This is a genomic window from Pseudomonas sp. DTU12.3, assembly GCF_004124275.1.
In the GTDB taxonomy this organism is placed as follows: Bacteria; Pseudomonadota; Gammaproteobacteria; order Pseudomonadales; family Pseudomonadaceae; genus Aquipseudomonas; species Aquipseudomonas helmanticensis.
The window spans coordinates 5413638-5428720 of record NZ_CP027218.1 but is presented as its reverse complement, the minus strand read 5'-3'; the positions used below and the strand labels follow the sequence as shown (position 1 = coordinate 5428720).

The window sequence follows — 15083 nt, the reverse complement described above, 5'->3', positions numbered from 1 at the left end:
AGGTCGTAGAAGGTTCAGGCGTTCTTTTTGCCCAACAGGTAAGAGAGGCTGACGAACAGCACCGAGACGCCGAGGATCAGCGTCGACACGGCATTGACGTCGGGTGTCACGCCCATGCGCAGCAGGCCGAAAATGAAGATCGGCAGGGTCGTGGTGCCGGCCTGCGAGACCATCATCGAGATGACGAAGTTATCCAGCGAGACGATGAAGGCCAGCATCAGTCCGGAGAAAATCCCCGGCATCAGCAGCGGCAGAGTGACCTTGCGAAAGGTTCGCCACGGGCCGGCGTAGAGGTCGGCGGAAGCTTGTTCCAGCGACAGGTCCATGTCGTTCAACCGCGCACGAATCGGCAGGTAGGCGAAAGGGATGCAGAACACCGTGTGCGCGATGATCAGGTTGCCGTAGCCCAGCGACAGACCGATGGTCGAGAACAGCGCCAGCGTCGCCACACCGACAACAATTTCCGGCAACACCAGCGGCAACATGATCGCGCCCATCGACAAGTGCAGGCCCTTGAACTTGGCGCCGCGCGAGGTGCCGAGGGCGGCGAGGGTGGCAATCGCCGTGGCGATCATGCTCGCGCAGACGGCGATCAACAGGCTGTTGCCGGCGGCCTGGCGCAAGGCCTGATTGGCGAACGCGGCGCGATACCAATCGAAGCTGAAACCGGTCCACACCGTCGCCGATTGGTTGGCATTGAAGGAGAACACCACCAGCACCACGATCGGCGCGTAGAGGTACAGATAGAACAGAAAACTGAAGCCGCCGAAACCGGGGAAGTCCTGCACGCCCAGCCCTTTGCGTTTGAAAATTCCGATCATCACGCACCTCCTTTGGCGATGCGCTGGCGCTCGGCGCGCAAGGCATAAACGGTCAGCACCAGCATCACCGCGGCCATCAGCACCAGCGACAGCGCTGCGCCAAACGGCCAGTTACGCGCATCGCTGAACTGCCGGAAGATCAGGTTGCCGAGCATCATCCGCGTGCCGCCACCGAGCAGTTCCGGGGCGATCATCGCGCCCAGGCACGGTACGAAAGTGAGGATGGCGCCGGCGAGAATACCCGGCTTGGCGATCGGCAAAACCACTTTGCGCAAGGTGCGTATGCGCCCGGCGTAGAGGTCCTGCGCAGCTTCGAGCAGGCGGATATCCATCTTTTCCAGCGTCGCGTAGATCGGCAACACCACGAACGGCGCGTAGGTGTAAACCAGCCCCAGCAGCACCGCGCCGTCGGTGTACAACAACTGCAACGGTTCATGAATGACGCCCAGGCCCATCAGACTGTTGTTGATCACCCCGGTGTTACGCAGCAGCAAAATCCACGCATACGTACGGATCAGCAGGTTGGCCCAGAACGGCACGGTGATCAGAAAGATCAGCAAACCGCGTCGATGCGCCGGCTGCATGGCCAGCCACACCGCGACCGGAAAACCGATCAGCAACGTGATGATCGTGGTCAGCCCGGCAATGCCGATCGAGCGCAGGGCGATGATCAAATACGAGTCGGCAAAGGCGAGGCTGTCGTCCAGTTGCCGTTCGAACAGCAGCGAGGTGTAGGCGTCGCTGCTGAAGACTTTATTGACTCCGCCGTAGGGGTTGGCCTCCATCAACGAATAGCCGATGACGATGAGGATCGGCACCAGCAGAAACAGGCCGATGGCGATCAGCGCAGGGCTGACCCCGAGGAAACTCTGGAAAGCCTTGCGGCGTTCCAGCGTGTTGGCAATCGGTAAGGCGTGCATGGCAATTCCTCCGGCTCAATCGTGCAGGACGCTGGCGCTTCCACGGTCGAACAACAGACCGGCCTGACTGCCAACGGCGAAGCGCAGGCTCTGGTCGACGCAATTGGGCGTACGCACGGTGAGGCGCGAACCGTCGCTGAGGCTGACCTGATATTGCAGGTCGGTGCCGAGGTAGATCTGCGCTTCGATCCGGCACGGCAGCGCGGTTTCGGTAGCCGCTGGTACCAGATGCAGACGCTCAGGTCGCACCGACAAGGTCACGTTGGCGCCGACCTGCACATCGCTGCACGGTTGCGCCGGCAATGGATGACCCGCCGGCCCGGCGAACCAGGCCAAGCCGTCCTCCACACGAGTGACGGTACCTTCGATGAAATTGGTTTCGCCAATGAAGTCGGCGACGAAGCGATTGCGCGGCCGTTCGTAAATATCCTCTGGCCGTCCGACCTGTTGCACTTCGCCTTCGGACAACACGGCGATGCGGTCGGACATGGTCAGTGCCTCTTCCTGGTCGTGGGTGACGAAAATGAAGGTAATGCCGGTCTTGGCCTGGATGGTTTTCAACTCTTCGCGCATCGCCTGACGCAGCTTGAGATCGAGTGCCGACAGCGGCTCATCGAGCAGCAGCACTTTCGGATGCGGTGCCAACGCGCGGGCGAGGGCGACGCGTTGCTGCTGACCGCCCGACAATTGCGCCGGTTTGCGATTGGCGAAGCGCTCCATCTGCACCAGCGCCAGCATCTCGCGAACGCGCTCGGCGATTTGCGCCTTGGTCAGGACTTTGCCCATCGGATGCGATTCGAGGCCGAAGGCCAGGTTCTCGGCGATGGTCATGTGCGGGAACAGCGCGTAATGCTGGAACACCGTGTTGACCGGACGCTGGAATGGCGGGCGGTCAGCGATGTTTTCGCCGTAGAGAAGAATCTCGCCTTCGGTGGGAAATTCGAAACCGGCAATCATCCGCAGCAGCGTGGTCTTGCCGCAGCCGGACGGGCCGAGAAGGGTGAAGAATTCGTTGTCGCGGATATCCAGGTCGATGCTTTTCAGCGCCACCGGACCGGTCTGCGGATCACCGTAAACCTTGCGCACTGAGCGGATCGAGACCGCCAGCGTTTGCAGCGAATGCAGGGCATTCATGCGTTACCTCCGATTCCCCCATCGCCTGCGACTCGCTTTGCAAAGCGTGGTCGTCGGGCCATGGATATTATTTTTTTGGGCAGGATCGAGATTGCGTTCGGGTGTGAAACCAGCTGTTTTATTGTTCTGCTGTGGCTCGATTATCAGCCAGGGCTTGCGCGGTGCGACACTTCAATTTAAACATGGCAGGTGTTAGTTAATTTAACAGCCGAAGGTGCCAGGAATCATGCCCGACCACCGTTTGCCGCCGCTCAACGCGGTGCGTGCCTTTGATGCCGCCGCCCGTTTGGGCAGCTACGTCGAAGCCTCGAAAGCCCTGCACGTGACCCAGCCTGCGATTGGTCGCCATGTGAAATTGCTTGAGGAATGGTTGGGCATTCAATTGTTCGAGCGCACCTCGCGCGGGGTCAACCTGACGCCGGCGGGGGAGAAGTACCACCGCAAGATCAGCGCCGCTTTGCAGTTGATCATTGAGGCGGGCAAAGAGGCGCAGCCCAAGGATGCCGAGCGCTGGCTGCGGATCATGGTGGTGCCGGGGTTTGCCAAGCGCTGGTTGATGCCACGGATCGAAGCGCTGCGGCATCTGCGCCCGGGATTGAAACTGGCGATCGAGCCGAACTCGACCTTCACCGAAGTGGACGGGAAAAGCGCTGACCTCGGTATCGTCTACGGCCTCGATGGGCAATATGCCGACTCACGGGAGGCGCTGATTTGCCCACGGGTTTTCCCGATCTGCACGCCGGCGTATCTGGCCAGCATTGCACCGATCAACAGCCCGGCCGATCTGGTCAGCCACGAACTGATCCACGTCGATGACGGCGAATGGTGGAACCTGTGGTTCGCCGCGCACGACCTCGATATCCATCTCAATTCCGACATGCTCTACGTCAACAATGACCACGCGCTGTCAGTCGCCGAGAGCGGGCAGGGCATCGCGCTGGCCAACGAGGTGCTGGTGCGCCATGAACTCGCCAGCGGCAAACTGGTGCGTGCGGTCGACGCTCAGGTGAAGCTGGAGAGCTATCGCGTGCTGACGCCGTCCGCCGAGCTCTCGGCGGATGTGGCGTGGTTCATTCAATGGCTCAAGGCCGAACTGGAAACGGACTTCCCCGAAGCCGTGATCAACTGAGGCGGAAACGCGCGGTGTTGTCGCTCAGCGCCTTGCTGCCTTGGCTCAGGGTGTCTGCGGCAAGATTCACTGCGCGTGCGCCTTCAAGCAAACGTACGGCGGCCTGATCGACTTGCTGGATATTGCTGCTGACTTCATCGGCGGTGCTCGCCTGTTCCTCCACCGCCGTGGCGATCTGTGCGAGGGTGTCGGTGACGCTCTGCACGGCGCTGGCGATTTCGCCCAGGCGTTCACCGAGACCGGTCACCGACTCGGCATCGGTTTGCGCCTGGCCGCAGGCAGCTTCCATCAAACTCACGGCTTCGTTGACTGTGGCGCGCAGGCTGTCGACCGTGCCAGCGATCTGCGCGGTCGACGATTGCGTGCGTTGCGACAGGCTGCGCACTTCGTCCGCTACTACGGCAAATCCGCGACCTTGTTCACCGGCGCGCGCAGCTTCGATGGCCGCGTTGAGCGCGAGTAGATTGGTCTGTTCGGCGACCCCGCGAATGGTGTCGACCACCAGTTGAATCTGCTGGCCTTGCTCGCTGACCCGGCCCAATGCTGCAGCGGTGTCGTTGAGGCGTTGATTGAGCTGCTGAATACTCGCCGTGGTGCGTTGGCTGTCGCGGCTGCTGTCGGCGGCGATGCGTCGGGTGTGCTGAGCGCTGCCGGAGGCCTGTTCGCAGCTTTGCGCCACGCCTTGCGAGGTTGCGGCCAATTGTGTGGCGGCTGCGGCGATCTGGCTGATCTGCAACTGTTGCGCTTCGACTTCGCCGAGAGCACCGCTGGAGTGTTCGTTAAGGCTGCGCACGGCATGGCTCAACTGCGAGGTCTCGTGATCGACGCCGAGCATGCTCGTGCGTAATTGCACCACGGCGACGTTGAGTGCGGTGCTGATCGCCGCCAACTCATCTCGGCCTACCACCGGCACTTGCAGACTGAGGTTGCCGTCGCGCAGGGCTTCAGCAAGTAAGGTGATGCCGCTGGCGCTGCGACGAATCGAGGCTTGCAGGCAGACGAACAAATACAGCGCCGCGAGCAGCAGACAGCCGAAGATCGCCGCAACGAGGATGAACTGACGGATCGCCGAGCTGTGGTAGGCATCGAGTCGTTGGTCCAGCGATACCAGTGATTGCTGGCGCAGGGCGGCGAGGTCGCTGAGCAAGGCGTCGAGGCTGCGTTCGAAGTCTTCTGGTTTGAGATTGATGCTGCCGCCGAACACGCCGTCATCCAGCACCTTCAGAGCGCTGTCGAGGTGTTTCAGGCTGTCGTGGTACTGGCTGGCCCAGCCTTGCTGATCTTTTGGCAGGCGTGCTTCGAGCAGTGTGGCGGTTTTGACCAGTTGTTCGCGGGCATCGCCGATTCGGCTGCGCAAGTCACGCAATTGCAGACGGCTTTGCAGGGTGAATTGACCCGATACCACTGAGGCCTGACCGACAGCGGCGAGGCGGCCGACCCGTTCGATCAGGTCCGGCGCGTGTTGCGTGGAAATCTGCGTCAGCAAATAGGTTTCCAGCCACGGCGCGAGGGTCAGGCGGTTGTCCATGACGATCTGCTCGCGCAGCGCTTGCAGGGCGCTGAGGGCGTTGGTGAAACGGTCGTAACCGTCCGGCCACCAACCGACACCGCTGAGGCTTTTCGAATCCAGACCGTTCAATGCAGTTTGCAGCGCTTGATAGCGGGTGAGGGTTTCGCCTTCCGCGCCTTCGTTTTTCAACGCGTTGCCCAAATCTGTGGTGGCTTGCAGGACTGCCGGTTGCACAGCATCGAACGCGCCCATGGCGGCGAGGGTGGCCGGCGTCGGTTGGCGATTGGTTTCGGTGGCGCGCCAACGGGCGGCACGGTCACGTTGCGCGGCGAGCAGGTTGTCCAGCGCATCCAGCGCGAGCAACTGCCGCACGCCGGCACGTTCGCCGGAAATCAGATTGAGCTTGTCACGATAATCCTGGCCGATCATCAACAGGCTGCCGGCCAACGGCAGAATGAACAGCAGAAACAACAACTGGAATTTACCTGCGAAGCCAAACCGCCCCAGCAATTTGATCCCCGGTGAAAGGAAAGCCTGCATGCCCCATGACTCCTCTGGACACCACGCACCAACGGCGTGCATCGCGGTCGTTCGACGTTGATGTTGTGCCCTGCTAAAAGGCCTCGAAAGTTCACTCTCGCCCGCTCTGTAGGCCGGCTCTGTAGCGAAACTTCCCATTCTCGGTGCCCTTTGTAAGGGCGCCGCGTTCAAGGGATGAAGCAAGGCAAGATTCAGACCATGGCGTTGCGCTATCACCTTCCGGAACGATACGGCCCCCTGTAGGAGCTGCCGAAGGCTGCGATCTTTTGATCTTTTAAAAAACAACATCAAAAGATCGCAGCCTTCGGCAGCTCCTACATGATTGTGTGATTCCGGTCAGGGTGGTTAGTTAGCTGGCTAAGGGGATGGCGCTCACGCACTGAAAAATGGCACATTGACGCACCTGCCTGTGTGCACCCATCTGCTGTCCGGAAACTTCCATGGCTATCAGCAACGTTCAGACCGCCGCTGCCTCGGCGCCCGCGGCTCCCCAAAGCAGTCCACTGGTGATGCGCATCATCGGCGCGGTAGCGCTGGCGCATTTGATCAACGACTTGATCCAGTCGGTGCTGCCGTCGATCTACCCGATGCTCAAGGCCAATTACGGCCTGACGTTTACTCAGGTCGGCCTGATTACTTTGACCTTTCAACTGACGGCTTCGCTGTTGCAGCCATGGGTCGGTTATCACACCGACCGGCATCCGAAACCGTGGCTGTTGCCGGCGGGTTCGATTTGCACGCTGATTGGCATCGTGATGATGTCGATGGTCGGCAGTTTTCCCTTGATCCTGCTGGCTGCGGCGCTCATCGGTATCGGATCCTCGACGTTTCACCCAGAAGCCTCGCGAATTGCGCGGCTGGCTTCCGGCGGACGCTTTGGTCTGGCGCAATCGACCTTCCAGGTCGGTGGTAACGCCGGTTCCGCGTTCGGCCCGTTGCTGGCGGCGGCGATCATCATTCCGTTCGGTCAGGCCAATGTGGCGTGGTTCGGCTTGTTCGCAGTGTTTGCGCTGTTCGTGCTGTACCGCATCAGCCGCTGGTACGCCCATCACTTGAATCTGTTCAAGCTCAAGGCCGGACAGGCAGCGACTCATGGGCTGTCGAAAGGGCGGGTGACCAGTGCGCTGGTGGTGCTCGGGCTGTTGGTGTTCTCGAAGTATTTCTACATGGCCAGCCTGACCAGCTACTTCACGTTCTACCTGATCGAGAAGTTCGACCTGTCGGTGGCCAGTTCGCAGTTGCACTTGTTCCTGTTCCTGGGCGCAGTGGCGGCGGGGACGTTTTTCGGCGGGCCGATTGGCGACAAGATCGGGCGTAAGGCGGTGATCTGGTTCTCGATCCTCGGCGTGGCGCCGTTTACGTTGCTGATGCCCCACGTTGATCTGTTCTGGACCACGGTCCTCAGCGTGGTGATCGGCTTCATTCTGGCTTCGGCATTCTCGGCGATTGTGGTTTATGCACAGGAACTGGTGCCGGGCAATGTCGGGATGATTGCCGGGGTGTTCTTCGGTTTGATGTTTGGTTTTGGCGGGATTGGCGCGGCGCTGTTGGGGCATCTGGCGGATGTGCACGGGATTGAGTACGTGTATTTCCTGTGCTCGTTCCTGCCGTTGTTTGGCGTGTTGGCGATCTTCTTGCCGCGTACCAAAAAGGCCTAAGATCAAAAGATCGCAGCCTGCGGCAGCTCCTACAGGTGACCCCATGTAGGAGCTGCCGCAGGCTGCGATCTTTTGACAATATGTCAGGCACAAAAAAGCCGCGTATCAAACGCGGCTTTTTCTTGGGCGTAACGCTTACACGTTGAAGCGGAAGTGCATCACGTCGCCGTCCTTGACGATGTAATCCTTGCCTTCCAGACGCCATTTACCGGCTTCTTTGGTACCGGCTTCGCCCTTGTACTGGATGAAGTCGTTGTAGGCGATCACTTCGGCGCGGATAAAGCCTTTCTCGAAGTCGGTGTGGATCACGCCGGCAGCCTGAGGTGCGGTGGCACCGACTTTGACGGTCCAGGCGCGGACTTCTTCGACACCGGCGGTGAAGTAGGTCTGCAAGTGCAGCATTTCGTAGCCAGCGCGGATCACGCGGTTCAGCCCAGGCTCTTCCAGGCCCAGAGCCTCGAGGAACATGTCCTTCTCTTCGCCGTCATCCAGTTCGGCGATTTCTGCTTCGATCTTGTTGCAGACCGGAACGACCATCGCGCCTTCTTCTTCGGCGATGGCGCGAACCACGTCCAGGTGCGGGTTGTTCTCGAAACCGTCTTCAGCGACGTTGGCGATGTACATGACCGGTTTGGTGGTCAGCAGGTGGAAGCCCTTGATCACGGACTTTTCGTCAGCGCTCATGTTCTTCATCAGGCTGCGTGCCGGCTTGCCTTCGGTGAAGTGCGCGATCAGTTGCTCCAGCAGAGCCTTCTGAACCACGGCGTCCTTGTCACCGCCCTTGGCGTTACGCGCGACTTTCTGCAGTTGCTTCTCGCAGCTGTCGAGGTCGGCGAAGATCAGTTCCAGGTCGATGATTTCGATGTCGCGCTTCGGATCGACGCTATTGGAAACGTGGATCACGTTTTCGTCTTCGAAGCAGCGCACCACGTGAGCGATGGCGTCGGTCTCACGGATGTTGGCGAGGAACTTGTTGCCCAGACCTTCACCTTTCGAGGCGCCGGCAACGAGGCCTGCGATGTCGACGAATTCCATGGTGGTCGGCAGGATGCGCTTCGGATTGACGATGGCCGCCAAAGCGTCCAGACGCGGATCCGGCATCGGCACGATGCCGCTGTTCGGCTCGATGGTGCAGAAGGGGAAGTTCTCGGCCGCGATACCGGATTTGGTCAGGGCGTTGAACAGGGTGGACTTGCCGACGTTAGGCAGGCCGACGATGCCGCAATTGAATCCCATGGTGTTTCCCCTCGGATAAGAGTCAGGCCTTCTGGCTGTGCAGGTTTTTCATCGCGCGGTTCCATTCACCGGCGAGGATATCCGGCAGCACGCCGAGGGCAAAGTCGATGCTGGCATCGAGTTTTTCCTGTTCGGCGCGTGGCGCACGACCCAGGACGAAATTTGAAACCATACTGGCGACGCCCGGGTGGCCGATGCCAAGCCGCAGGCGGTAGAACGTATTCTGATTGCCCAGTTGCGCAATGATGTCGCGCAACCCGTTGTGACCGCCATGGCCGCCGCCCTGCTTGAGCTTGGCGACGCCCGGAGGCAGATCGAGTTCGTCATGCGCCACGAGGATTTCTTCAGGCTTGATGCGGAAGAAACCGGCGAGTGCCGCCACGGCCTGGCCGCTGCGGTTCATGTAGGTGGTGGGAATCAGCAGACGAACATCCTGACCCTGGTGCGAATAGCGCCCGGTCAGGCCGAAATATTTGCGATCGGCCACAAGATTCACATTCTGTGCTTGGGCGATGCGCTCAACAAAAAGGGCCCCTGCGTTATGCCGGGTCTGGTCGTATTCAGCGCCTGGATTTCCCAGGCCAACGATCAGTTTGATGGCAGTCACGATAGGGGCCCTTCCTTTGAGTGGTGAGTAACATCGCCGCGATCAGGGAAAGCGGCGAAAGTGGACGAAAATTGCTCATTTACCATGATGTAAACTCCGCGTTCCCGCCCGCTTTCTCGCTACGTTCCAGTCCGCGATGTTACTTGCTCACTCAGGCATGACAGAGTGAATTACTCTGCTGCGCCTTCTTCGGTAGCTTCTGGAGCAACACGTGGAGCGTGGACGTTGGCAACAGCCTTGTCATCGCCGTGTGCCAGAGCAACGAACTCAACGCCTTTAGGAGCTTTGAGGTCCGACAGGTGAATGATCGAACCGATTTCAGCGTCAGCCAGGTCGACTTCGATGAACTCAGGCAGATCTTTCGGCAGGCAGGTCACTTCGATTTCAGCAACAACGTGCGAAATCTCGCCGCCTTTCTTCACTGGAGCAGCTTCGTTGATGAAGTGCACAGGAACGATAGCGGTCAGTTTCTGGCCAGCGACAACGCGTACGAAGTCAGCGTGCAGCACGTGGCCTTTAGCCGGGTGACGTTGCAGAGCTTTGATGATTACGTTCTGCTTGGTGCCGCCAACGTTCAGCTCGATGATGTGGCTGTAAGCCGCTTCGTTTTCGAGCAGTTTGGCAACTTCTTTAGCCAGCATGCTGATGGATTCAGGGGCTTTTTCGCCACCGTAAACTACAGCTGGAACCAGGCTTGCGAGACGACGCAGGCGGCGGCTCGCACCTTTCCCCAGGTCGGAACGCACTTCAGCATTCAGAGTAAAATCGTTCATTGTGTATCTCCAATATAGCCATGACCGGAGTGGCGTTTGCGACCAGCGCCAAACACGGTATGGGCAAAAAAGCCCCGCCCCGGCAGGAATGCCGGGGCGGGGCGCTTTTCGTCAACGAGACATTTCGAGAAGGGCAGGGCCCTTAACGGAACATCGCGCTGATCGATTCTTCATTGCTGATGCGGCGAACCGCTTCGGCAACAACCGGTGCGATATCCAGTTGACGGATACGTGCACAGGCTTGTGCTGCAGCGGACAGCGGGATGGTGTTGGTCACCACCAGCTCGTCCAGCACGGAATTTTCGATATTCTCGATGGCCCGACCCGACAGCACAGGGTGTGTGCAGTAGGCAAAGACCTTGGCTGCGCCATGCTCTTTCAAGGCCTTCGCCGCGTGGCACAGAGTGCCGGCGGTATCGACCATGTCATCGACCAGAATACAGGTACGCCCTTCGACATCACCGATGATATGCATCACTTCAGAGTGATTGGCTTTCTCACGGCGTTTGTCGATGATCCCGAGATCCACGCCCAGGGATTTGGCAACGGCACGTGCACGCACGACGCCACCAATGTCCGGGGAAACGATCATCAGGTTTTCGAAGCGCTGATCTTCAATGTCATCCACCAGAACCGGGGAGCCGTAGATGTTATCTACCGGAATATCGAAGAAACCCTGAATCTGGTCAGCATGCAGATCAACCGTGAGAACACGGTCGATGCCGACTACGGTAAGCATGTCAGCGACGACTTTCGCGCTGATAGCCACACGTGCGGAACGCGGACGGCGATCCTGACGGGCATAACCAAAATAAGGAATAACAGCAGTGATACGAGTAGCCGAGGAGCGGCGGAAGGCATCAGCCATCACTACCAGTTCCATCAGGTTATCGTTGGTCGGAGCGCAAGTCGGCTGAATAATGAAAACGTCTTTACCGCGAACGTTTTCATTGATCTCGGCGGTAATTTCGCCGTCGGAAAATTTACCGACAGAGATGTCACCGAGAGGGATATGCAGCTGACGTACAACACGCCGAGCCAGATCGGGGTTAGCGTTCCCCGTAAAGACCATCATCTTGGACACGCGCAGTACCTAGAGGCTGAGGGTAACCTGGATGAGTATAGAAAATGGCAGGGGCGGCTGGATTCGAACCAACGCATGGCAGGATCAAAACCTGCTGCCTTACCGCTTGGCGACGCCCCTGTATCTGTTGCATCAAGTGCCGAGCACTTGGTTCCTTTAGAGCAGACTTTGCAGCTTGCGGTGCAACATCGAAACGTTGCTGCCTTTCGCTACAAACCCTGTAAGGGTCTCTGTCAGAAGGGCCGAGACTTTATCAGCTTCAGCTTTGCTTGGGAAGCCCCCAAACACACAACTTCCAGTTCCGGTGAGTTTTGCTTCGGTAAATTTACCTAACAAATCCAATGCGTTACGTACTTCTGGATAACGCCTTGCAACCACCGGCAAGCAGTCATTTCGACTGTTTCCCTCGGGAACGGGGCGCACTTTAATGGGCGGCGTGTTACGTGTCAACAAAGGATCGGAAAAAATTTCTGCCGTACTAACAGAGACTTGCGGTACGAGCACCAGATACCACGGTTCTTCGGGATCCACCGGGGTGAGTTTTTCGCCCACGCCCTCGGCGAAAGCCGCGTGGCCACGGACGAAAACCGGTACGTCGGCGCCGAGCGACAGACCCAGCGTGGCCAGGCGATCTTCATCCCAACCCAGCTGCCACAAATGATTGAGACCGAGCAAAGTGGTCGCCGCATTCGAGCTGCCACCGCCAATGCCGCCGCCCATGGGCAGTACTTTATCGATCCAGATGTCGATACCGAGCGTACAACCGGACTGTTGTTGAAGCATTTTTGCCGCGCGCACGATCAGGTTGCTGTCATGCGGCACGCCGGCAAATTCGGTGTGCAGTTGAATCACGCCGTCATCGCGCACGGCAAAAGTGATTTCGTCGCCGTAGTCGACAAACTGAAACAGCGTCTGCAACTCGTGATAACCGTCTTCACGGCGACCGAGAATGTGCAGCATCAGGTTGAGTTTGGCCGGCGAGGGCAGGGTCAGGCGTGCAGCGGTCATGCGTTATTGCCCCAACTTGCGCGGTTGCCAGGTCTTGATCACCAGCGTCACGTCGAGGTCGGTGCCGTGCAGCTTGATACGCTCAGGCAGCCAGTAACCGTTTTGTTCGGTGTAAGCGGTGTATTCAACCTTCCAGCCATCCTGTTCCAGGCTGGCCAGACGGCTGTCGGCATCCAGATTCAGGCGGCTTTTGCTGTCTGGAGCCGGCAGGCCACGGACCCACCAGGCCAGATTCGACACCGGCAATTTCCAGCCAAGCTGCTCTTCGAGCAGGTTTTCCGGGGATTGCGATTCATAGCGACCCTGGTTGGCGACTTCCAGCGACACCTTGCCCGGACGCCCGGTCAGACGTGCCGCGCCACGACCCAGCGGGCCGGACAAACGAATGTCGTAGTAATCCTGACGTTGCAGCCAGAACAACGTGCCGCTACCGGAGTCTTTCGGCGCGCGGATGCCGATCTTGCCGTCGATCTGCCAGCCATCGAGGCCGCTCAGTTGCTGTTTGTTCGCCGCCCATTGAGCCGGGCTGCCGTGGCCCTCGACCGATTCGCGGGTACCAAAACCCGAGCAGCCGGCGAGCAAGGCGATGAAGCTGAAAACAATAACGTGGCGCAAAAACATGAGTTAAAGAGTCTCGGATCCGGTCAGGCGCTTGATGGTACTGCGCAGAATGGTGCTGTCGGGCTGATCCTTGAGGAATTTGCCCCAGATTTGTTTGGCTTCACGCTGCTTGCCCTTGGTCCACAACACTTCGCCGAGGTGCGCGGCGACTTCGTGATCAGGGAAACGCTCGAGCGCCTGACGCAGATACTTCTCGGCGTCGTCCAGATTGCCCATGCGGTAATTCACCCAGCCAAGGCTGTCGAGTACTGCTGGATCTTCCGGATTGATCTGGTGCGCCTGTTCGATCAGCGCTTTCGCTTCAGCGTAGCGGGTCGTACGGTCGGACAAGGTATAGCCCAAAGCGTTCAGCGCCATGGCATTGTCCGGATCGCGCTTGATGATCAGGCGCAGGTCTTTTTCCATCTGCGCCAGGTCATTGCGTTTTTCCGCGAGCATCGCCCGGGTGTAGAGCAGATTCAGATCGTCCGGGTATTGCAGCAAGGCTTGCTGCAAGACTTTCCAGGCCTTGTCGTCCTGCTTGTTGGCCGACAGGGTTTCCGATTCGATCAGGTACAGCTGAATCGCGTAATCCGGCTGCTCGTCGCGCTGGGCGGCGAGTTTGCTTTGCGCTTCAGCGGTCTTGCCGTTGTTCATCAGAATATCGGCCTGACGCAATTGCGCCGGCAGATAATCGTTGCCCGGGCCGACCTGGGCGTACTCGATGAGGGCGCCTTGCGGATCGTTACGTTCTTCGGCGATGCGACCGAGGTTCAGGTGCGCCGAATCGACGTGGCTTTCGCGGGCGATCAGGTCTTCCAGATAACCCTTGGCTTCATCCCACGCCTTGGCTTCGAGGCACACCAGTGCCAGCGAGTAGCGCAGTTCGTCGTCTTCCGGGTACTGCTGAACAAGGCTGGAGAACTCGGCCTTGGCATCGTCCATGCGGTCTTGCTCAACCAGCATGCGCGCGTAAGTCAGGCGCAGACGCTTGTCGTCCGGGTACTTCTTGATGCTTTTCTGCAGCAGTGGCAGCGCTTCGTCACCACGGTTCATCACTTGCAACAGACGCGCGCGCAGCAGGATCGGGGCGATTTCACCTTCTTCCGGCGGATGGTCTTCTAGCAGGGTCAATGCGGCTTTGTTGTCGCCGTCCTGTTGCAGGAGCAGCGCCTTGCCGAAAATCAGCTGACTGTTGTTCGGATGACGCTGCAACAAACGGTCAAAACTTTTCATCAGGCCGTTGCGGGTTTCCTGATCGGTATCGGCGGCCGACAGCGCGAGGAAGTCGAAATGGGTGTCGCCCTTGCCTTGCAGGACTTTCTCCATATAGACCATCGAGTCGTCATAACGCCCGGCACGCGCCAGTTGCACGGCGGCGGCGCGTTGCGCTTCGAGATCGTCCGGGGCATTTTTTGCCCAGATCAGCGCGGTATCGAGGGCCGGTTGATCGGCTCCCAGATATTCAGCGATGCGGAATGCCCGCTCGGAGACGCCCGGATCCTGGGTGTTGATGGCCTGGGTCACGTAGTTATCCAGCGCAATGTCGAAACGATTGCGCTGGCCGGCGAGTTCGGCGCTCAACAGACTGAAAACGGTTTCCTCGCTGAACGAGCTGTAAACCTTGGGCTTTTCAGGCGCGGGCGTGGTGTCTTCGACCGGCGGCGTACCGTCCGGCGAAACGGGTGCCAAGGCCTGGCAGCCGCTGAGGAAGACAAAAGCGAGGAGCAACGCGGAAGATCTATTCATATAGGAAGAGGACGACTAACCTGCGGTCGGATCATCATGACACAAGCTTTCGGCCAAACATAACCGCTCAGGCAATTTACGCTTATCGCCCCGTAGGAGCTGCCGCAGGCTGCGATCTTTTGACGTTGTTTGAGACGCGGAGCGTCCCGGGCTGCATTCCCACGCCGAGCGTGGGAACGATCAATCAAAAGATCGCAGCCTGCGGCAGCTCCTACAGGGGGTGATGTGTACATGAACGAGAATGGATCGCAGCACAAGGTGGATACAATAAGGGCGATAGATATCCAATAGTTGTTCTGAATCTGGCGAAGTAG

The 15083-nt window shown here is 59.1% G+C and carries 13 protein-coding genes and 1 tRNA gene; 2 read left to right on the top strand and 12 right to left on the bottom strand.

Features of this window, described 5'->3' with window-relative positions; all coding sequences use genetic code 11:
- Positions 1-14: 14 nt before the first annotated feature.
- Genes C2E19_RS24860 through C2E19_RS24850 form a run of 3 tightly spaced genes read right to left on the bottom strand, consistent with a single transcriptional unit; the run spans position 15 to position 2875 of the window.
- Positions 15-821 carry an ABC transporter permease gene (locus C2E19_RS24860; protein ID WP_129395501.1) on the bottom strand — a complete coding sequence of 269 codons (807 nt, stop codon included), beginning with the start codon at positions 819-821 and terminating at the stop codon, positions 15-17.
- On the bottom strand, positions 821-1741 hold the full coding sequence (locus tag C2E19_RS24855; protein WP_129395500.1) for an ABC transporter permease: 921 nt from the start codon (positions 1739-1741) through the stop codon (positions 821-823). The genes C2E19_RS24860 and C2E19_RS24855 overlap by 1 nt, the downstream gene beginning before the upstream one ends.
- Before the next feature lie 15 nt (positions 1742-1756).
- The gene (locus C2E19_RS24850; protein WP_129395499.1) at positions 1757-2875 is read right to left on the bottom strand and encodes an ABC transporter ATP-binding protein; all 1119 of its coding nucleotides are present in this window, start codon (positions 2873-2875) and stop codon (positions 1757-1759) included.
- 226 nt (positions 2876-3101) lie between these two features.
- On the opposite strand from C2E19_RS24850, the gene C2E19_RS24845 reads away from it, so the two are divergent.
- On the top strand, positions 3102-4004 hold the full coding sequence (locus tag C2E19_RS24845; protein WP_129395498.1) for a LysR substrate-binding domain-containing protein: 903 nt from the start codon (positions 3102-3104) through the stop codon (positions 4002-4004).
- On the opposite strand, the gene C2E19_RS24840 is transcribed toward C2E19_RS24845, so the two are convergent.
- Entirely contained in the window at positions 3997-6054 is a 2058-nt protein-coding gene (locus tag C2E19_RS24840) for a methyl-accepting chemotaxis protein (protein WP_129395497.1), read from the bottom strand. The genes C2E19_RS24845 and C2E19_RS24840 overlap by 8 nt on opposite strands.
- A gap of 440 nt (positions 6055-6494) precedes the next feature.
- On the opposite strand from C2E19_RS24840, the gene C2E19_RS24835 reads away from it, so the two are divergent.
- Positions 6495-7712 (top strand): MFS transporter, encoded by a 1218-nt coding sequence (locus tag C2E19_RS24835; RefSeq protein WP_129395496.1) that lies wholly within the window; start codon positions 6495-6497, stop codon positions 7710-7712.
- A gap of 135 nt (positions 7713-7847) precedes the next feature.
- Here C2E19_RS24835 and ychF read toward each other — a convergent pair whose 3' ends face one another.
- The 8 genes from ychF to C2E19_RS24795 all read right to left on the bottom strand — a co-directional run bounded on the left by ychF (position 7848) and on the right by C2E19_RS24795 (position 14769).
- Positions 7848-8948 carry a redox-regulated ATPase YchF gene (gene ychF, locus C2E19_RS24830; RefSeq protein WP_129395495.1) on the bottom strand — a complete coding sequence of 367 codons (1101 nt, stop codon included), beginning with the start codon at positions 8946-8948 and terminating at the stop codon, positions 7848-7850.
- A gap of 22 nt (positions 8949-8970) precedes the next feature.
- Complete coding sequence (gene pth, locus C2E19_RS24825; RefSeq protein ID WP_129395494.1) at positions 8971-9555, bottom strand: aminoacyl-tRNA hydrolase; 585 nt, start codon at positions 9553-9555, stop codon at positions 8971-8973.
- A gap of 170 nt (positions 9556-9725) precedes the next feature.
- The gene (locus C2E19_RS24820) at positions 9726-10328 is read right to left on the bottom strand and encodes a 50S ribosomal protein L25/general stress protein Ctc (protein WP_129395493.1); all 603 of its coding nucleotides are present in this window, start codon (positions 10326-10328) and stop codon (positions 9726-9728) included.
- Positions 10329-10470: 142 nt separating this feature from the next.
- On the bottom strand, positions 10471-11412 hold the full coding sequence (locus C2E19_RS24815) for a ribose-phosphate pyrophosphokinase (RefSeq protein WP_003171603.1): 942 nt from the start codon (positions 11410-11412) through the stop codon (positions 10471-10473).
- Positions 11413-11457: 45 nt separating this feature from the next.
- Positions 11458-11532 (bottom strand) — tRNA-Gln (locus tag C2E19_RS24810).
- 36 nt (positions 11533-11568) lie between these two features.
- Complete coding sequence (gene ispE / locus C2E19_RS24805) at positions 11569-12420, bottom strand: 4-(cytidine 5'-diphospho)-2-C-methyl-D-erythritol kinase (protein ID WP_129395492.1); 852 nt, start codon at positions 12418-12420, stop codon at positions 11569-11571.
- A gap of 3 nt (positions 12421-12423) precedes the next feature.
- Positions 12424-13041 carry a lipoprotein insertase outer membrane protein LolB gene (lolB, locus tag C2E19_RS24800; protein ID WP_129395491.1) on the bottom strand — a complete coding sequence of 206 codons (618 nt, stop codon included), beginning with the start codon at positions 13039-13041 and terminating at the stop codon, positions 12424-12426.
- Positions 13042-13044: 3 nt separating this feature from the next.
- Positions 13045-14769 (bottom strand): tetratricopeptide repeat protein, encoded by a 1725-nt coding sequence (locus C2E19_RS24795; protein ID WP_129395490.1) that lies wholly within the window; start codon positions 14767-14769, stop codon positions 13045-13047.
- Positions 14770-15083: the final 314 nt, after the last annotated feature.

Excerpts from the sequence above, each read along its gene's own strand:
- C2E19_RS24860 (WP_129395501.1), bottom strand. The coding sequence starts at position 821 with ATGATCGGAATTTTCAAACGCAAAGGGCTGGGCGTGCAGGACTTCCCC.
- C2E19_RS24855 (WP_129395500.1), bottom strand. The coding sequence starts at position 1,741 with ATGCACGCCTTACCGATTGCCAACACGCTGGAACGCCGCAAGGCTTTC.
- C2E19_RS24845 (WP_129395498.1), top strand. The coding sequence starts at position 3,102 with ATGCCCGACCACCGTTTGCCGCCGCTCAACGCGGTGCGTGCCTTTGAT.
- C2E19_RS24850 (WP_129395499.1), bottom strand. The coding sequence starts at position 2,875 with ATGAATGCCCTGCATTCGCTGCAAACGCTGGCGGTCTCGATCCGCTCA.
- C2E19_RS24840 (WP_129395497.1), bottom strand. The coding sequence starts at position 6,054 with ATGCAGGCTTTCCTTTCACCGGGGATCAAATTGCTGGGGCGGTTTGGC.
- C2E19_RS24835 (WP_129395496.1), top strand. The coding sequence starts at position 6,495 with ATGGCTATCAGCAACGTTCAGACCGCCGCTGCCTCGGCGCCCGCGGCT.
- C2E19_RS24795 (WP_129395490.1), bottom strand. The coding sequence starts at position 14,769 with ATGAATAGATCTTCCGCGTTGCTCCTCGCTTTTGTCTTCCTCAGCGGC.
- ychF (WP_129395495.1), bottom strand. The coding sequence starts at position 8,948 with ATGGGATTCAATTGCGGCATCGTCGGCCTGCCTAACGTCGGCAAGTCC.
- ispE (WP_129395492.1), bottom strand. The coding sequence starts at position 12,420 with ATGACCGCTGCACGCCTGACCCTGCCCTCGCCGGCCAAACTCAACCTG.
- lolB (WP_129395491.1), bottom strand. The coding sequence starts at position 13,041 with ATGTTTTTGCGCCACGTTATTGTTTTCAGCTTCATCGCCTTGCTCGCC.
- C2E19_RS24820 (WP_129395493.1), bottom strand. The coding sequence starts at position 10,328 with ATGAACGATTTTACTCTGAATGCTGAAGTGCGTTCCGACCTGGGGAAA.